This is a genomic window from Kitasatospora herbaricolor, assembly GCF_030813695.1.
GTDB classification, from domain to species: Bacteria; Actinomycetota; Actinomycetes; order Streptomycetales; family Streptomycetaceae; genus Kitasatospora; species Kitasatospora herbaricolor.
Genome location: NZ_JAUSVA010000002.1, coordinates 5189963 through 5204623, shown reverse-complemented (window position 1 = coordinate 5204623; position 14661 = coordinate 5189963). Strand labels below are relative to the sequence as shown.

At 73.1% G+C, this 14661-nt stretch carries 15 protein-coding genes and 1 riboswitch; of the genes, 5 read left to right on the top strand and 10 right to left on the bottom strand.

What is annotated here, in order from left to right; all coding sequences use genetic code 11:
* Nucleotides 1-52: 52 nt before the first annotated feature.
* Nucleotides 53-451, top strand: coding sequence for a hypothetical protein (locus tag J2S46_RS23150; RefSeq protein ID WP_191290609.1), 399 nt, complete (start codon nucleotides 53-55; stop codon nucleotides 449-451).
* 60 nt (nucleotides 452-511) lie between these two features.
* Here the strand turns inward: J2S46_RS23150 and J2S46_RS23145 are convergent, their stop codons facing one another.
* A complete protein-coding gene (locus J2S46_RS23145) occupies nucleotides 512-778 on the bottom strand; it encodes a hypothetical protein (protein WP_191290608.1) in 267 nt (88 codons plus the stop codon).
* A gap of 108 nt (nucleotides 779-886) precedes the next feature.
* Here J2S46_RS23145 and J2S46_RS23140 point away from each other — a divergent pair, with 108 nt between their 5' ends.
* Entirely contained in the window at nucleotides 887-2524 is a 1638-nt protein-coding gene (locus J2S46_RS23140; RefSeq protein WP_191290607.1) for a DNA repair helicase XPB, read from the top strand.
* A gap of 130 nt (nucleotides 2525-2654) precedes the next feature.
* Here J2S46_RS23140 and J2S46_RS23135 read toward each other — a convergent pair whose 3' ends face one another.
* Nucleotides 2655-2867, bottom strand: coding sequence for a hypothetical protein (locus J2S46_RS23135; protein WP_191290606.1), 213 nt, complete (start codon nucleotides 2865-2867; stop codon nucleotides 2655-2657).
* Nucleotides 2868-3166: 299 nt separating this feature from the next.
* Between J2S46_RS23135 and J2S46_RS23130 the strand changes: the two genes are divergently transcribed.
* Nucleotides 3167-5236, top strand: a complete 2070-nt coding sequence (locus J2S46_RS23130) for a HelD family protein (protein WP_191290605.1) — start codon at nucleotides 3167-3169, stop codon at nucleotides 5234-5236.
* Nucleotides 5237-5337: 101 nt separating this feature from the next.
* On the opposite strand, the gene J2S46_RS23125 is transcribed toward J2S46_RS23130, so the two are convergent.
* From J2S46_RS23125 to J2S46_RS23115, 3 genes are all read right to left on the bottom strand, one after another.
* Nucleotides 5338-6042 carry a copper homeostasis protein CutC gene (locus J2S46_RS23125; protein ID WP_191290604.1) on the bottom strand — a complete coding sequence of 235 codons (705 nt, stop codon included), beginning with the start codon at nucleotides 6040-6042 and terminating at the stop codon, nucleotides 5338-5340.
* A gap of 148 nt (nucleotides 6043-6190) precedes the next feature.
* Nucleotides 6191-7132, bottom strand: a complete 942-nt coding sequence (locus tag J2S46_RS23120; protein ID WP_191290603.1) for a hypothetical protein — start codon at nucleotides 7130-7132, stop codon at nucleotides 6191-6193.
* Nucleotides 7129-7476: a PadR family transcriptional regulator gene (locus J2S46_RS23115; RefSeq protein ID WP_191290602.1), complete on the bottom strand. Its 348-nt coding sequence runs from the start codon at nucleotides 7474-7476 to the stop codon at nucleotides 7129-7131. The genes J2S46_RS23120 and J2S46_RS23115 overlap by 4 nt, the downstream gene beginning before the upstream one ends.
* Nucleotides 7477-7597: 121 nt before the next feature.
* On the opposite strand from J2S46_RS23115, the gene J2S46_RS23110 reads away from it, so the two are divergent.
* Nucleotides 7598-8233 carry an HD domain-containing protein gene (locus tag J2S46_RS23110; protein ID WP_191290601.1) on the top strand — a complete coding sequence of 212 codons (636 nt, stop codon included), beginning with the start codon at nucleotides 7598-7600 and terminating at the stop codon, nucleotides 8231-8233.
* A gap of 69 nt (nucleotides 8234-8302) precedes the next feature.
* On the opposite strand, the gene J2S46_RS23105 is transcribed toward J2S46_RS23110, so the two are convergent.
* The 5 genes from J2S46_RS23105 to thrC form a co-directional block, all read right to left on the bottom strand.
* Complete coding sequence (locus tag J2S46_RS23105; RefSeq protein ID WP_191290600.1) at nucleotides 8303-8659, bottom strand: DUF8819 family protein; 357 nt, start codon at nucleotides 8657-8659, stop codon at nucleotides 8303-8305.
* 160 nt (nucleotides 8660-8819) lie between these two features.
* Nucleotides 8820-10442 (bottom strand): chaperonin GroEL, encoded by a 1623-nt coding sequence (gene groL / locus J2S46_RS23100; RefSeq protein ID WP_073924018.1) that lies wholly within the window; start codon nucleotides 10440-10442, stop codon nucleotides 8820-8822.
* Nucleotides 10443-10850: 408 nt separating this feature from the next.
* On the bottom strand, nucleotides 10851-11054 hold the full coding sequence (locus J2S46_RS23095; protein ID WP_030289665.1) for a cold-shock protein: 204 nt from the start codon (nucleotides 11052-11054) through the stop codon (nucleotides 10851-10853).
* 613 nt (nucleotides 11055-11667) lie between these two features.
* The gene (locus tag J2S46_RS23090) at nucleotides 11668-11946 is read right to left on the bottom strand and encodes a MoaD/ThiS family protein (RefSeq protein ID WP_073924017.1); all 279 of its coding nucleotides are present in this window, start codon (nucleotides 11944-11946) and stop codon (nucleotides 11668-11670) included.
* A gap of 31 nt (nucleotides 11947-11977) precedes the next feature.
* Nucleotides 11978-13279 (bottom strand): threonine synthase, encoded by a 1302-nt coding sequence (gene thrC, locus J2S46_RS23085; protein ID WP_191290599.1) that lies wholly within the window; start codon nucleotides 13277-13279, stop codon nucleotides 11978-11980.
* 17 nt (nucleotides 13280-13296) lie between these two features.
* A riboswitch (SAM riboswitch) is annotated at nucleotides 13297-13430 on the bottom strand.
* A gap of 179 nt (nucleotides 13431-13609) precedes the next feature.
* Between thrC and J2S46_RS23080 the strand changes: the two genes are divergently transcribed.
* Nucleotides 13610-14641 (top strand): glucosyl-3-phosphoglycerate synthase, encoded by a 1032-nt coding sequence (locus J2S46_RS23080; protein WP_229912810.1) that lies wholly within the window; start codon nucleotides 13610-13612, stop codon nucleotides 14639-14641.
* The last annotated feature ends 20 nt before the right edge of the window (nucleotides 14642-14661 follow it).

The window sequence follows — 14661 nt, the reverse complement described above, 5'->3', positions numbered from 1 at the left end:
CGGCGTAGTCCGGAAGGACGGGGTACCGGGGGGATCCGGGAAGGGAGTCATCATGCTCGGCGACCAATTGGGCGAGGTGCACAGCCGGGAGACCGCGAAGCGGGTGCTCCCCGGCGGCGATGTCGAGGTCTCGTACGAGGCCGAAGGGGAGCTCCTGGGCGTCGCGACCACCGAGATCGCGACCTACGAGTCCACGATGGACGCCAACGGCGTCCTGGTCGGTGAGGGCCAGGGCGTGACCATGACCGCGGACGGCGACGTGGTGGTCTGGCACGGCAACGGCATCGGCCGGTTCACCGGCACCGCGCCGGGCGCGATGAGCTGGCGGGGCGCGATCTTCTTCGACACCTCGTCGGAGCGGTTCGCCCGGCTCAACTCCGCGGTCGGCCTGTTCGAGTACGACACCGACGGCAGCGGGAAGGGCGCCGCGAAGTTCTGGGAGTGGAAGTGAAGTCCTGGGAGTGACCCCCGGCCCGTCCCGGTGGGACGGGCCCTGATCCGGCCGGGCCGGTCAGCCCTTCGCCTTCGTCGCGCCGTCGGCCAGCTTGCCGATCGAGTCGGGGCCGACCGGCATGCCGCCGAGCAGCCCGGCCATCGTGAGCGCGGCGCCGGCGCCGACCTGGCCGACCGGGCCGCCGGCCTTGCTGACGTCCGGCACGGCCGACTTGCTCAGCTCGGCGGCCTGCTGGTCGTCCACGGCGTGGGCGGAGCCGGCGGCGGCGGAGAGGGCGGCACCGGCGAGGGTGAGGGCGAGGAGGGCGCGCTTGGACGTGTTCATGCGCTGCCCAACGACCTCGACGGGTCGGAGGTCACCGGCGCCGCGGGCATTCACCGGAGTGCGCGACACTGGAGGGTCTGCGCCGGACCCCATGGAGGACTGCTCAAGGTGAACGACGGCCCGCTGATCGTACAAAGTGACAAGACGCTCCTGCTGGAGATCGACCACCCCAAGGCCGCCGACTGCCGCCGGGTGATCGCCCCCTTCGCGGAGCTGGAGCGCGCACCCGAGCACGTCCACACCTACCGGGTCACCCCGCTCGGCCTGTGGAACGCGCGCGCCGCCGGGCACGACGCCGAGCAGGTCGTCGACGCCCTGGTGAACTACTCGCGCTACCCCGTCCCGCACGCCCTGCTGGTGGACATCGCCGACACCATGGCCCGCTACGGGCGGCTGAAGCTCAGCAAGCACCCCACCCACGGCCTGGTGCTCACCACCACCGACCGCCCGGTGCTGGAGGAGGTGCTGCGCTCGAAGAAGATCATCCCGCTGGTCGGCGCCCGGGTCGACCCGGACACCGTGGTGGTGCACCCCTCCGAGCGCGGCCAGATCAAGCAGGTGCTGCTCAAGCTCGGCTGGCCGGCCGAGGACTTCGCCGGGTACGTGGACGGCGAGGCGCACCCGATCGAGCTGGAGCAGGACGGCTGGACGCTGCGCCCGTACCAGCAGCAGGCCGTCGAGGGCTTCTGGCACGGCGGCTCCGGCGTGGTCGTGCTTCCCTGCGGCGCCGGCAAGACGCTGGTGGGCGCGGCGGCGATGGCCGAGGCCAAGTCGACCACGCTGATCCTGGTCACCAACACCGTCTCGGCCCGCCAGTGGAAGCACGAGCTGGTCAAGCGGACCACGCTGACCGAGGACGAGATCGGCGAGTACAGCGGCACCCGCAAGGAGATCCGCCCGGTCACCATCGCCACCTACCAGGTGATGACGACCAAGCGGAAGGGCACCTACGCGCACCTGGAGCTGTTCGACGCCCGCAACTGGGGCCTGGTGGTCTACGACGAGGTGCACCTGCTGCCCGCGCCGGTCTTCAAGTTCACCGCGGACCTGCAGGCCCGCCGCCGGCTCGGCCTGACCGCGACCCTGGTGCGCGAGGACGGCCGTGAGGGCGACGTGTTCTCGCTGATCGGCCCGAAGCGGTTCGACGCGCCGTGGAAGGAGATCGAGGCGCAGGGCTACATCGCGCCCGCCGACTGCTGCGAGGTCCGGGTCACGCTGACCGACTCCGAGCGGCTGTCCTACGCCACCGCCGAGCCGGAGGAGCGCTACCGGTTCTGCGCCACCACCGCGACCAAGCGGCGGGTGGTGGAGGCCCTGGTCAAGAAGCACGAGAAGGACCAGACGCTGATCATCGGCCAGTACATCGACCAGCTGGACGAGCTGGGCGAGGTGCTGAACGCCCCGGTCATCAAGGGCGAGACCAGCAACGCCCAGCGGGAGAAGCTCTTCGAGGCGTTCCGGACCAAGGAGATCAGCGTCCTGGTGGTCTCCAAGGTCGCCAACTTCTCGATCGACCTGCCGGAGGCGACGGTCGCCATCCAGGTCTCCGGGACCTTCGGTTCCCGCCAGGAGGAGGCCCAGCGGCTCGGGCGCGTCCTGCGGCCGAAGGCGGACGGGCACTCGGCGCACTTCTACTCGGTGGTGGCCAGGGACACCGTGGACCAGGACTTCGCCGCCCACCGGCAGCGGTTCCTGGCCGAGCAGGGCTACGCGTACCGGATCATCGACGCGGACGACGTGCTCTGACCGACGGACGACGTGCCCTGGCCGTCGGCTTGCCCGGCCGGCGGTTCAGGTCGCCGGTCCAGGTCGCCGGTCCAGGTCGCCGGTCCAGGTCGCCGGTCCAGGGCGGCCCGGGGGCGCCGCCGGGCGGGGTTCAGTACCGGACGCCGTCGCGGCCCAGCAGCGTCACCCGGGCGACGGTGTCGAGCGCGATGCCGACGTTGCGCACGGCCCGCGCCAGCGGGTTGCGGCGGCGGCCGGGCCCGGCCGCCGTGGCGCCGCCGGGCGTGGTCCTGTTGCCTCTGGGTGTGCGCGCCCGGGGGGCCTTGGCCGCTGCCCGGGGCGCCGTTCCGTGAACGGTGCTCATGCCATCAACGGTAGGTTTTCGGACACCCCCGGCGCATCACCCGAAAGGCCCTCCCGGGCAGGAGTTCGGTCGTCCTCCAGGTGTACGGGGATCTCAGGGACGACCCGGGTTCATTCGGTTAGCACCCTGAGGCGGACGGGTCTAGGATTCTTCGTCTGCCCCCTCCCGAACCGTGGTGCCCGCCGACTCGCGCAGGCAGCCGGGGGAGGCGCCCGCCGCTTGGTAACCGGCCGGCTGTCCCCCACACGTGCGCTTCACGAGTCCGCTGTCCCCCTACGGGTCAGCCGGGAAGGTCCGCTGTGCCCGCCACCTCCTCCACCGACCCCCTCCAGCGCGAACGCGACCACCTCGCCGCCTCCCGCGCCGCCCTGCGCGTGATGCGCGAGGACGTCGAATCGCTGGACACCACCGACGTGACCGGCACCTGGGTCACCGCCATCGTGCTGAACAAGCAGATCGAGGCCAGGATCGCCGCGCTGGCCGACCTCGCGCACACCCCGCTGTTCTTCGGCCGGCTGGACTACCTGCACGCGATCAGCGAAGAGCTGGCCGAGGGCGCCACCGGGGAGAGCTTCTACATCGGCCGCCGGCACGTGCACGACGCGGCCGGCGACCCGATGGTGATCGACTGGCGGGCGCCCGTCTCGCAGCCCTTCTACCGGGCCAGCCGCACCGACCCGCAGGACGTCGAGCGCCGCCGCCGCTTCGGCTACACCGGCGGCGAGCTGACCGCGTACGAGGACGAGCACCTGACCGACCCGGCCGAGACCGACGCCGCCTCGGCGCTGCTGGCCGCCGAGATCGAGAAGCCGCGTGTCGGACCGATGCGCGACATCGTCGCCACCATCCAGCCCGAGCAGGACGAGATCGTCCGCGCCGACGTGGGCGGCACCGTCTGCGTCCAGGGCGCCCCCGGCACCGGGAAGACCGCCGTCGGCCTGCACCGGGTCGCCTACCTGCTGTACGCGCACCGCGAGCGGCTGGCCCGCACCGGCACCCTGGTGATCGGCCCCAACGACGCCTTCCTCTCCTACATCGAGCAGGTGCTCCCGGCCCTCGGCGAGCTGGCGGTGGCGCAGTCCACCGTGCAGCAACTGGTGGCGCACGTGGAGGTGCGCGCCGAGGACGACCCCGAGGCGGCCGGACTGAAGGGCGACGCCCGGATGGCCGAGGTGCTGCGCCGGGCCGTCCGCGCCGGGATCGCGCTGCCCACCGAGCCCTGCGTGGTGGTGCGCGGCTCGCGCCGCTGGCGGGTGCCGGTGCACGAGCTCACCGAGATCGTCGAGGAGCTGAAGGCCCGCGACATCCGGTACGGGGCCGCCCGGGAGGCGCTGCCGCAGCGGATCGCGCACGCCGTGCTGCTGAAGATGGAGCAGGGCGGCGAGGCCCCCGACGACCGGGTGCAGGACGCCGTGGCCAGGAACGCCCAGGTCAAGGCCGTGGTGAAGGCCTGCTGGCCGCCGGTGGACCCGGCCAAGCTGGTGCACCGGCTGCTCAACGAGCCGGAGTTCCTGGCCGCCTGCGCCGACGGCGTCCTGGACGAGGAGGAGCAGCGCGCGGTGCTCCGGGCCAAGCCCGGCCGTTCGGTGAGGACCGCCCCCTGGACGCCCGCCGACGCCGTCCTGATCGACGAGGCGACCGACCTGGTGCAGCGCACCGCCTCGCTCGGCCACGTCGTGCTCGACGAGGCCCAGGACCTCTCCCCCATGCAGTACCGGGCGGTCGGGCGCCGCTGCAGCACCGGCTCGGCCACCGTCCTCGGCGACCTCGCCCAGGGCACCACCCCGTGGGCCACCGCCGACTGGGCGCAGGCCCTGCACCACCTCGGCAAGCCCGGGGCCCACGTCGAGGAGCTCACCAAGGGCTTCCGCGTCCCGGAGGAGGTGATCGCGTACGCCTCCCGGCTGCTGCCCGCGATCGCGCCGGGCCTGGCGCCGGCCACCTCGGTGCGTGACGCGCCCGGCTCGCTGACGGTGGACCGGGTCGAGGACGGCCTCGACGCCGCCGTGGTCGCGGCCTGCCGCGAGGCGCTCGCCCACGAGGGCTCGACCGGCCTGATCGCGGCCGACGCCCGGATCCCGGCGCTGGCCGGGGCACTGGACGCGGCCGGTCTGAGCCACCTGACCCCCGGCACCGAGACCACCTCGCAGGCCCGGCTGACGCTCGTCCCCGCCTCGCTGGCCAAGGGCCTGGAGTACGACTACGTGGTGCTGGACGAGCCCGCCGCGGTGGTGGCCGGCGAGCCGGACGAGCGGACCGGCCTGCGGCGGCTGTACGTGGCGCTGACCCGCGCCGTCTCCGGCCTGAAGGTGCTGCACGCGCAGCCGCTGCCGGAGCAGCTGGCGGCCGTGCCGGCCTCGGTGGGCTGACGCCGGGGAGGGGCGGCCGACGTGCCGGCCGCCCCTCCCCGGTGGCGCCGGGCCCTGCCTGCGTACGGGGACGCGGGCGCTGTTCGTTCGTCGATCGGCTCTCAGGCCCCGATCAGGGCCGGGGCGTCGATCAGGGCCCGCCACTCGGCGACCTTGGCCCGGTCCACCGGGGAGTCCCAGCCGCCGACCCGGACGGCGCCGCCGACGTGGAACGCGTCGAAGCCGGCCGCCCGCAGGCCGGGCACGTGCTCGGCGCGCAGGCCGCCGCCGATCAGGATCCGCTGCCCGTAGCCGGGCTCCCCGGCCCGGGCGAGTTCGGCGGTGATGACCTCCCGGCCCGCGTCGACCCCGGCGGGCGCGCCGGACGTGAGGAAGGTGTCCAGGCCCGGCAGGGCGCCGACGGCCGTCCTGACGGCGGCCCGGTCCGCGCTGTGGTCGAGCGCCCGGTGGAAGGTCCAGCGGCAGCCCGCGACGGCCTCCGCCACCGCTCGGGTGGCGGCCAGGTCGACGGCGCCGTCGGCGTCCAGGAAGCCGAGCACGAACTCGTCCGCCCCTTCGGCCCGCAGTTCGGCGGCGCGGGCCAGCAGCTCGTCCACACCGCCGGGCGCGAAGCCGTCCTGGATCCGCAGCATGACCCGCAGCGGGAGGTCCACGGCGGCGCGGATCTCGGCGAAGTCCTCCACCGAGGGGGTCAGCCCGTCGGCGGCCATGTCCGTGACCAGTTCGAGCCGGTCGGCTCCGCCGGCTTCGGCGGCCCGGGCATCCTGGGCGGTCAGCGCGATGACTTCGAAGATTGGTCTAGACATATCGGTAGCCTGCCACATCACCCCGCCCGGCGGCGAGCCCCCACGGCGGAGGGATCGGCCACGCCGCCGGCGCGGGCGCCCGGCCCCCGCCGCGCACCCGCGACCCGGACGGCCCGGGGCGGGGCCGGGGCGAGGCCGCGGCGGCCCCCTACTCCGCGGCCGACCGCGAGCCGCCCACCTCCGGCGCCTTCGGCCCGGTCAGCCGCACCGCGACGGCCACCCCGGCCGCCACCAGCAGCGCGAACGGCAGCAGGACCCGGGTCGAACCCAGGGTGTTGCCCGCCTCGACGGCGAAGATCCCGAGCGCCGGGGGCGCCAGCGCGAGCAGCAGCGCCAGCGGCAGCACCTGCCCGCGCCGCACCCCGACGTACGCCAGCACGGCCGCCCCCACCATCAGCAACTGGAGCGGCGCGACGCCGCCGGCCGTCCCGAAGCGCGACAGGCCCGGCGCCGCGCTCTGCACCGCACCGAACAGGAAGGCCCCGAGGACGACCAGGCGCTGACGCCCGGTCACCCGGCCCAGCAGGTCCGCCGGCGCGGCCGGCACGCTGAGCCCCCAGAGCACGGCCGGCACCGAGAAGGCCGACATCCGGGCGAACAGCGAGAGGTTCGGCATCTCGCGGGTGGCCGCCCAGTACCCCAGCACCACCACGACCGGCGCCACGGTGGCGGCCGGCAGCGCCAGCATCCGGGCCGGCTTCCAGCTGCCGAACAGCACGCCTAGCACCGCCACCACCGGCAGCACCGAGAGCAGGGCCAGCAGCAGCCAGGTCCGACCGCCGGCCCCGGGGTCGGGCAGGCCCTCGAAGGCCGTGAGCAGCAGGACCAGCCCCGCGTGGCCGGCCGCCGCGCCGACCGCGAACGGCGCGGCCGTGGCCAGCGCCCGGCCGGGCAGCCCGGCGGAGGTCAGCCCGGTGCGCAGCCGCAGCCCGTAGGCGCCCAGGTCGAAGGCCTCCCGCAGGGTGGCCGCGCGCCCCGCCCCCGCGGTCGAGTCGGCGAAGACGGCGGCCAGTTCCTCGCCGCGCTCGCCGCGGTAGCCGGCGGGGTAGCACCGCAGCGCGGCCCGCAGCGCCGTGTCGGAGATGGTCATGCGAAGGCCCCCTTGATCCTCGGACGGATGACGGTCAGCCGGCGGTCGGCCTCGGCGACCACCGCGCGCAGCCGGTCGGCCTCGGTGGCGAGCGCGGTGCGGCCGGCGTCGGCGAGCGCGTAGGTGCGGCGGGCCCGGCCGTCCACCACCTCCTCGCTCTCGACCCTGATCAGGCCCTGCTGGAGCAGCCGGTCGAGGGCGCCGTAGAGCGTGCCGGTGCGCATCCGGACCCGGCCGCCGGAGATCGCGGCGATCTCCTGGATGAGTGCGTAGCCGTGCCGGGGGGCATCGGCGAGAGCGGTGAGCAGAAGCAGCGTCGGCTCCTGCATGGAGCGTTCTGTCATGGCTCTATATATATCGGTGAACTACATATGCTGTCCAGCAGAATCAGCAGGCCGCCGGGGCCCCGGCGCGGACCTCCGGGGCGCCCGACGGCGCGGCCGGCCGGCGCGCCACAATGTCCCCATGCCGTCGCCCGAAGCCCTCCCCGACCGCTGGTCCGCCCTGCTGCGCCGCTGCGGCGCGAGCGTCGACCCCGAGCCCTACGGGCGCGAGCTGCTGCGGCGCTGGGCCGAGCCGCAGCGCAGGTACCACACCACCGAGCACCTGCGGGCCGTGCTCGACCGCGTCGACGACCTCGCCGGGCACGCCGACGACCCGGACACCGTCCGGCTGGCGGCCTGGTTCCACGACGCGGTCTACAAGCCGGACCGCTCCGAGAACGAGGAGCGCAGCGCGGCCCTCGCCGTCCGGGCACTCGCCGAGGCCGGGCTGCCGGAGCGGCAGGTGGCCGAGGTGGCCCGGCTGGTCCGGCTCACCGTCACCCACCGCCCCGAGCCGGGCGACCGGGACGGCGAGGTGCTCTGCGACGCCGACCTGGCCGTCCTCGGCGGGGCGCCCGAGGCGTACGCCGCCTACGCGGCCGCCGTCCGGGAGGAGTACGCCTTCGTGCCGGACGAGGACTTCCGGGCCGGGCGCGCGGCAGTCCTGCGCGGGCTGCTCGCGCTGCCGGCGCTCTACCGGACCGCGGCCGCCCTGGAACGCTTCGACGCGGCCGCCCGGGCCAACCTGGCGGCGGAACTCGGACGGCTGGAGGCCTGAGCGGCCGGGCACGGCAGGGGCGGGCAGGCCCGGCCGGGGAGGCTTTCGCCGGAGAGCGTCCCGCCGGGGTCAGCCGAGCTGCCCGACCGGCGCGACCACGGTGGCCTCCTTGCCGCAGACCCAGTGCGGGTCGGGCCCCAGCTCGGGCTCCACGCTCAGCGCGTGCGGGTCGCCGTCCAGCGCGCAGGTCGGGCAGAGCGGCCAGCGGCCGTACGCCTCCAGCAGCGCGTCCTGGACGTCCTGGGCCACCAGCCCGAGCACGTACCCGGTGCCGTCCGGCCACTGCTCCAGCCACCACCGGCGGTGGGTGACGGCGTCCTCGACCAGCGAGACCACGGCGGCGTCCGCCACGTCCCGGGCGCTGAGGTCGGCGAGGATCAGCGCCCTCGCGCTGTGCAGGGCTGCTTCGATTTCAGGGCTGGACATCCGTCCATTGTCCCGTACCGGCCCACCCGCCCGGCCGCCCGCCGGAACCGGGCGGCGGGCGGCCGGCGGCGGGCGCGGCGACCGCACGGGGGAACGCCGCGAGGGCGGCCCCCCGAAGGGGACCGCCCTCGCGATCAGAACCGACCGACCCTCGGAAGGATCAGAAGTCCATGTCGCCACCCGGCATGCCGCCGCCCGCGGGGGCACCGGCCTTCTCGGGCTTGTCGGCGATGACGGCCTCGGTGGTGAGGAAGAGCGCCGCGATGGAGGCGGCGTTCTGCAGCGCCGAGCGGGTGACCTTCGCCGGGTCGATGATGCCCGCGGCGATGAGGTCGACGTACTCGTTGGTGGCGGCGTTCAGGCCGTGACCGGCGGGGAGGTTGCGCACCTTCTCCACCACGACACCGCCCTCAAGGCCGGCGTTGACCGCGATCTGCTTGATCGGGGCCTCCAGCGCCACGCGGACGATGTTGGCACCGGTGGCCTCGTCGCCCTCCAGCTCCAGCTTGTCGAAGGCGACACCGGCCTGCAGCAGCGCGACGCCACCACCGGCGACGATGCCCTCCTCGACGGCGGCCTTCGCGTTGCGGACGGCGTCCTCGATGCGGTGCTTGCGCTCCTTGAGCTCCACCTCGGTGGCCGCGCCCGCCTTGATGACGGCCACGCCGCCGGCCAGCTTGGCGAGGCGCTCCTGGAGCTTCTCGCGGTCGTAGTCCGAGTCGCTGTTCTCGATCTCGGCGCGGATCTGGTTGACCCGGCCGGCGACCTGGTCGCTGTCGCCGCCACCGTCGACGATGGTGGTCTCGTCCTTGGTGATGACCACCTTGCGGGCGGTGCCCAGCAGGTCGACGCCGGCGTTCTCCAGCTTGAGGCCGACCTCCTCGGAGATGACGGTGCCACCGGTGAGGATGGCGATGTCGCCGAGCATGGCCTTGCGGCGGTCACCGAAGCCCGGAGCCTTGACGGCGACGGACTTGAAGGTGCCACGGATCTTGTTCACGACCAGGGTCGACAGGGCCTCGCCCTCGACGTCCTCGGCGATGATGACCAGCGGCTTGCCGCTCTGCATGACCTTCTCCAGCAGCGGGAGGAGGTCCTTGACCGAGCCGATCTTGGAGTTGGCGATCAGGATGTAGGGGTCCTCGAACGAGGCCTCCATCCGCTCCAGGTCGGTGGCGAAGTACGCCGAGATGTAGCCCTTGTCGAAGCGCATGCCCTCGGTGAGCTCGAGCTCAAGGCCGAAGGTGTTGCTCTCCTCGACGGTGATGACGCCTTCCTTGCCGACCTTGTCCATCGCCTCGGCGATGAGCTCGCCGATCTGGGTGTCGGCGGCGGAGATGGAGGCGGTGGAGGCGATCTGCTCCTTGGTCTCCACGTCCTTGGCCTGGGCGAGCAGCTGGTCGGAGACGGCCTTGACGGCCTTCTCGATACCGCGCTTCAGGGCCATCGGGTTGGCACCGGCGGCAACGTTGCGCAGGCCTTCCTTGACCAGGGCCTGGGCCAGGACGGTGGCGGTGGTGGTGCCGTCGCCCGCGACGTCGTCCGTCTTCTTGGCGACCTCCTTGACGAGCTCGGCACCGATCTTCTCGTAGGGGTCCTCGAGCTCGATCTCCTTGGCGATGGAGACACCGTCGTTGGTGATCGTGGGGGCGCCCCACTTCTTCTCAAGGACGACGTTGCGGCCCTTGGGGCCGAGCGTCACCTTGACAGCGTCGGCAAGCTGGTTCATCCCGCGCTCAAGGCCGCGGCGAGCTTCCTCGTCAAACGCGATGATCTTTGCCATGTGAAGTGGTCCTCCGAGACGGCGGTGAATGCTCGGACCGGAAGGTGCCCGCGACGGACGGCCCTGGTGTGCGGGGGTCCTTTCCCCTACCGCTCCCGGGGGCCTCACCGACCCGGTCCGTTGTCACTCTCAAGCTGTGAGTGCTAACGCCAATGATTAGCACTCCGGCATGGCGAGTGCAAGCCCCATCGAGGATCCGGCCGGTCGCGTCCCCCCTCCCGCAGCACTCCCCCGCGGCCGGGCCGGCACCGACGGCTCCGGTACGCACCATCGCCCCGCCCGGACCGGACAGGACCGAACCAGGCCCGGACATGCCGACGGGCCCGTACGACGTGAGTCGTACGGGCCCGTCGGTCGAAGCGGATCACCAGCCCGTGGGCCGAGCCGAGGCTCCGGGGTCCGGAAAGGTCAGACCGCCGCGCGGACCATGTCCGCCTGCGGGCCCTTCTGTCCCTGGGAGATCTCGAACTCGACCCGCTGGCCCTCCTCGAGGGTGCGGTAGCCGTCCATCTGGATCGCGCTGTAGTGGACGAACACGTCCGCACCACCGTCGACCGCGATGAAGCCGTAGCCCTTCTCCGCGTTGAACCACTTGACGGTGCCCTGAGCCATTCCGAACTCCCCTAGTGCTGTGCTGGCCCTTCACGGATCCCGCAGGTCGCGGGCCCGGGTCTGGTTTCGAGGCCGGCCCGGGGAACCCCCCCTGAGCGCAGCCGTGCACGCCGCAGTTGCCCGTCCTGGACCACCGGAGGGTGGCCCGTTGGGCGGGTGAATGCGTCGACCGCGGCTGAATGTATCCGTATCAACGCCCTCTGCAACAGGCCCAGCTGCCGGGAATTCACGGCGCCCGCGGGGGAGCGATTCAGGATGGATGCGGAGAAATTCGGCATTTCATGCCGGGCATACCGGACGAATTGCGCAAATCGCAGCAGGAATTCTGACACCTGCCTGACATGTTTCACAGGCACGACACAAGCGCCGGTCTCAGCGACCGGACCGGCAGGGTCGTACGGGACGCCCACGGGGGCGGAGATCCGCCGGCGGGGGAGGGGGCCCGGTCATCGGCTGTCGGACACTTTACTCCGCCACGGGCGGCCGAATTCCCACCCCTGTGCGGCGAGCCGCCTCCACGACCGGAGAATCGCATTCCGGACGTGAAGGCGGCTCGGGGGTGCGGGGCCTCACCCGGGCGTCCCGGGCGGGTCCGGCGCGCGGCCGGTCGGGGTCAGCAGCCGCCGGCCACCGCGGGGATGATCGAGACGCTGGCGCCGTCCTTGATCTCGGTCGCCAGGCCCTCGGCGAAGCGCACGTCGTCGTCGTTCACGTAGATGTTGACGAAACGGCGCAGCTTGCCCGTGTCGTCGAGCACCCGGGCGGCGATGCCGGCGTGGTTCTTCTCCAGGTCGGCGATGACCTCGGCGAGGGTCGCGCCCTCGGCGGCCACCTCGGCGGCGCCGCCGGTGTAGGTGCGCAGGATGGTCGGGATGCGGACGTTGGCGCTCATGGCGGTCGCTCTCCTAGCGGGGTGGGGGGGATCAGGCGGACGCGAGGCCGGCCGACCGGAAGGACTCCAGGGTCGGGCGGATGGTCGCGGTCAGACCGGCATCGGCCACCGCGTCCAGGGTCTTGAGGCCGTCGCCGGTGTTGATCGCCACGGTCTCCTTCGACGGGTCCAGCTGACCGGTCTCGACGAGCTTCTTCAGCACGCCGATGGTCACCCCGCCGGCGGTCTCCGCGAAGATGCCCTCGGTGCGGGCCAGCAGCTTGATCGCCTCGACCACCTCGGCGTCCGTGACGTCCTCGACGGCGCCGCCGGTGCGGCGGGCGATGTCCAGCACGTACGGGCCGTCCGCCGGGTTGCCGATGGCCAGCGACTTGGCGATGGTGTCCGGCTTGACCGGGCGGATCACGTCCCGGCCGGCCTTGAAGGCGGCGGAGACCGGGGAGCAGCCCTCCGCCTGGGCGCCGAAGATCTTGTACGGCCGGTCCTCGACCAGGCCGAGCTTGATCAGTTCCTGCAGGCCCTTGTCGATCTTGGTGAGCTGGGAGCCCGAGGCGATCGGGATCACGATCTGCTCCGGCAGGCGCCAGCCCAGCTGCTCGCAGATCTCGTACGCCAGGGTCTTGGAGCCCTCGCCGTAGTACGGCCGCAGGTTGACGTTGACGAACCCCCAGCCCTCGCCGGCCGGGTCGCCGATCAGCTCCGAGCAGAAGCGGTTCACGTCGTCGTAGTTGCCCTCGATGCCGACCAGCTCGCCGCCGTACACCCCGGCCATGACGACCTTGCCCTGCTCCAGGTCGTGCGGGATGAACACGCAGGACTTGAAACCGGCCCGGGCCGCCGCCGCGCCCACCGCGCCGGCCAGGTTGCCGGTCGAGGAGCAGGAGAGGGTGGTGAAGCCGAACGCGCGGGCCGCCTCGATGGCGCAGGCCACCACGCGGTCCTTGAAGGAGTGGGTCGGGTTGCCCGAGTCGTCCTTGACGTGCAGCTGGGCGGTGAAGCCCAGCTCGCGGCCCAGGTTGTCGGCCTTCACCAGCGGGGTCCAGCCCGGGTTCAGGTTGGGCTTGGAGGCGACGTCGGCGGGGACGGGCAGCAGCGGCGCGTAGCGCCAGATCGACGCCGGGCCGGCCTCGATCCGCTTGCGCAGCTCGTCCGCGCCGGCCGAGCCGAAGTCGTACGCGATCTCCAGCGGGCCGAAGCACTCCAGGCACGCGAAGCTCGGGCCGAGCGGGAAGCGGGTGCCGCACTCGCGACAGGAGAGTGCGGTGGCGGGGCCGAGGTCGACGGAATCGGTCACGTCTGCGGCGCCGGGGGCGGTGTTCGCGGTGATAGCCATGATGGCGGAGGCCTCTCTCCTCATCTTCCCCATGACGCGGGCGCGCCACAGGACGGAATTGGCACCTGTCCCGCCAGGGCCGCCGAAGCCGCCGTGCGAGAAGGTTGCCGGGACGTCGACGGGCCGTTCCCTCAGTCCCTCTGGATGAGCTCTGTGAAGTTGTGGTCCTGCTCAGCGGGCGACCCCGGCGTGCGAAGGTCTAAGCGCTGTACGAAGACTGTATCCGAAGGCGTCAACCGCCAAGCGGTCCGTCCGCCACGCGAGATGCCCGAGCGAGCGGACCGCCCCACCCGACCCGCGCCGCCGAGGCGCCCCAGCAAGGAGTGTGCCGTGCCTGCCGAGCTGCCCCCCGCGCTTCTCCCGGAGGTGGCGTCCTGGCTGCGCCGCCGGTCCTGGAGCGCGGCCGACCGACCGGTGCACAGCCTGCTCGCCGCCAAGGAGGCGGCCGGCCGGGCCGGGACGATCAGCGTGGTGCTGCCCGCCCTGGACGAGGAGTCGACCGTCGGGGCCATCGTCTCGGTGATCCGCCGGGAGCTGATGGAGCGTCTGCCGCTGGTCGACGAACTGGTGGTGGTCGACTCCGGCTCCGCGGACCGCACCGCCGAGGCGGCCGCCGAGGCCGGCGCCCGGGTCGTGCACCGGGACGCGATACTGCCCCGGCTGCCGGCCGAGCCCGGCAAGGGCGAGGTGCTCTGGCGCTCGCTGCTGGCCACCTCCGGCGAGATCGTCTGCTTCGTGGACGCCGATCTGCGCGAGTTCGACCCGGCCTTCGTCTCGGGCATCGTCGGCCCGCTGCTGACCGACCCTGGCATCCAGCTGGTCAAGGCGATGTACGACCGGCCGTACGAGCTGCCGGGAGCCGGCGAGGGCGGGGACGCCACCATCGACCCGGTCGGCGGCGGCCGGGTCACCGAACTGGTCGCCCGCCCGCTGCTCAACCTGCACTGGCCGGAACTCGCCGGTTTCGTCCAGCCGCTGGGCGGCGAGTACGCGGCCCGCCGCTCGTTGCTGGAGCGGCTGCCGTTCCCCACCGGCTACGGCGTGGAGCTCGGGCTGCTGGTGGACGCCCTGGAGGCGGCCGGCCTGGACGCGCTCGCCCAGGTGGACGTGGGCGTGCGCCACCACCGCCACCAGGACAGCCAGGCGCTCGGCCGGATGGCCGCGACCATCTACCGCACCGCCCTGGAACGGCTGGACCGCACCCACCGGCTCAAGGCCTCCGCCGACCTGGTGCACCCGCTGCTGACCCAGTTCACCCGCACCGGCACGGGCTTCACCGCGCACAGCCACCCGGTCGGCGCGCTGGAGCGCCCGCCGATGCACACCGTCCCGGAGTATGTGAGCCGTCACAGCGGGTACTAGGAAGTTTGGCGGTGCCGGAC

What these genes read in the sequence shown, in the direction of transcription:
- J2S46_RS23150 (WP_191290609.1), top strand. Translation starts at nt 53, where the DNA reads ATGCTCGGCGACCAATTGGGCGAGGTGCACAGCCGGGAGACCGCGAAG.
- J2S46_RS23145 (WP_191290608.1), bottom strand. Translation starts at nt 778, where the DNA reads ATGAACACGTCCAAGCGCGCCCTCCTCGCCCTCACCCTCGCCGGTGCC.
- J2S46_RS23135 (WP_191290606.1), bottom strand. Translation starts at nt 2,867, where the DNA reads ATGAGCACCGTTCACGGAACGGCGCCCCGGGCAGCGGCCAAGGCCCCC.
- J2S46_RS23125 (WP_191290604.1), bottom strand. Translation starts at nt 6,042, where the DNA reads ATGTCTAGACCAATCTTCGAAGTCATCGCGCTGACCGCCCAGGATGCC.
- J2S46_RS23120 (WP_191290603.1), bottom strand. Translation starts at nt 7,132, where the DNA reads ATGACCATCTCCGACACGGCGCTGCGGGCCGCGCTGCGGTGCTACCCC.
- J2S46_RS23115 (WP_191290602.1), bottom strand. Translation starts at nt 7,476, where the DNA reads ATGACAGAACGCTCCATGCAGGAGCCGACGCTGCTTCTGCTCACCGCT.
- J2S46_RS23110 (WP_191290601.1), top strand. Translation starts at nt 7,598, where the DNA reads ATGCCGTCGCCCGAAGCCCTCCCCGACCGCTGGTCCGCCCTGCTGCGC.
- J2S46_RS23105 (WP_191290600.1), bottom strand. Translation starts at nt 8,659, where the DNA reads ATGTCCAGCCCTGAAATCGAAGCAGCCCTGCACAGCGCGAGGGCGCTG.
- groL (WP_073924018.1), bottom strand. Translation starts at nt 10,442, where the DNA reads ATGGCAAAGATCATCGCGTTTGACGAGGAAGCTCGCCGCGGCCTTGAG.
- J2S46_RS23095 (WP_030289665.1), bottom strand. Translation starts at nt 11,054, where the DNA reads ATGGCTCAGGGCACCGTCAAGTGGTTCAACGCGGAGAAGGGCTACGGC.
- J2S46_RS23090 (WP_073924017.1), bottom strand. Translation starts at nt 11,946, where the DNA reads ATGAGCGCCAACGTCCGCATCCCGACCATCCTGCGCACCTACACCGGC.
- thrC (WP_191290599.1), bottom strand. Translation starts at nt 13,279, where the DNA reads ATGGCTATCACCGCGAACACCGCCCCCGGCGCCGCAGACGTGACCGAT.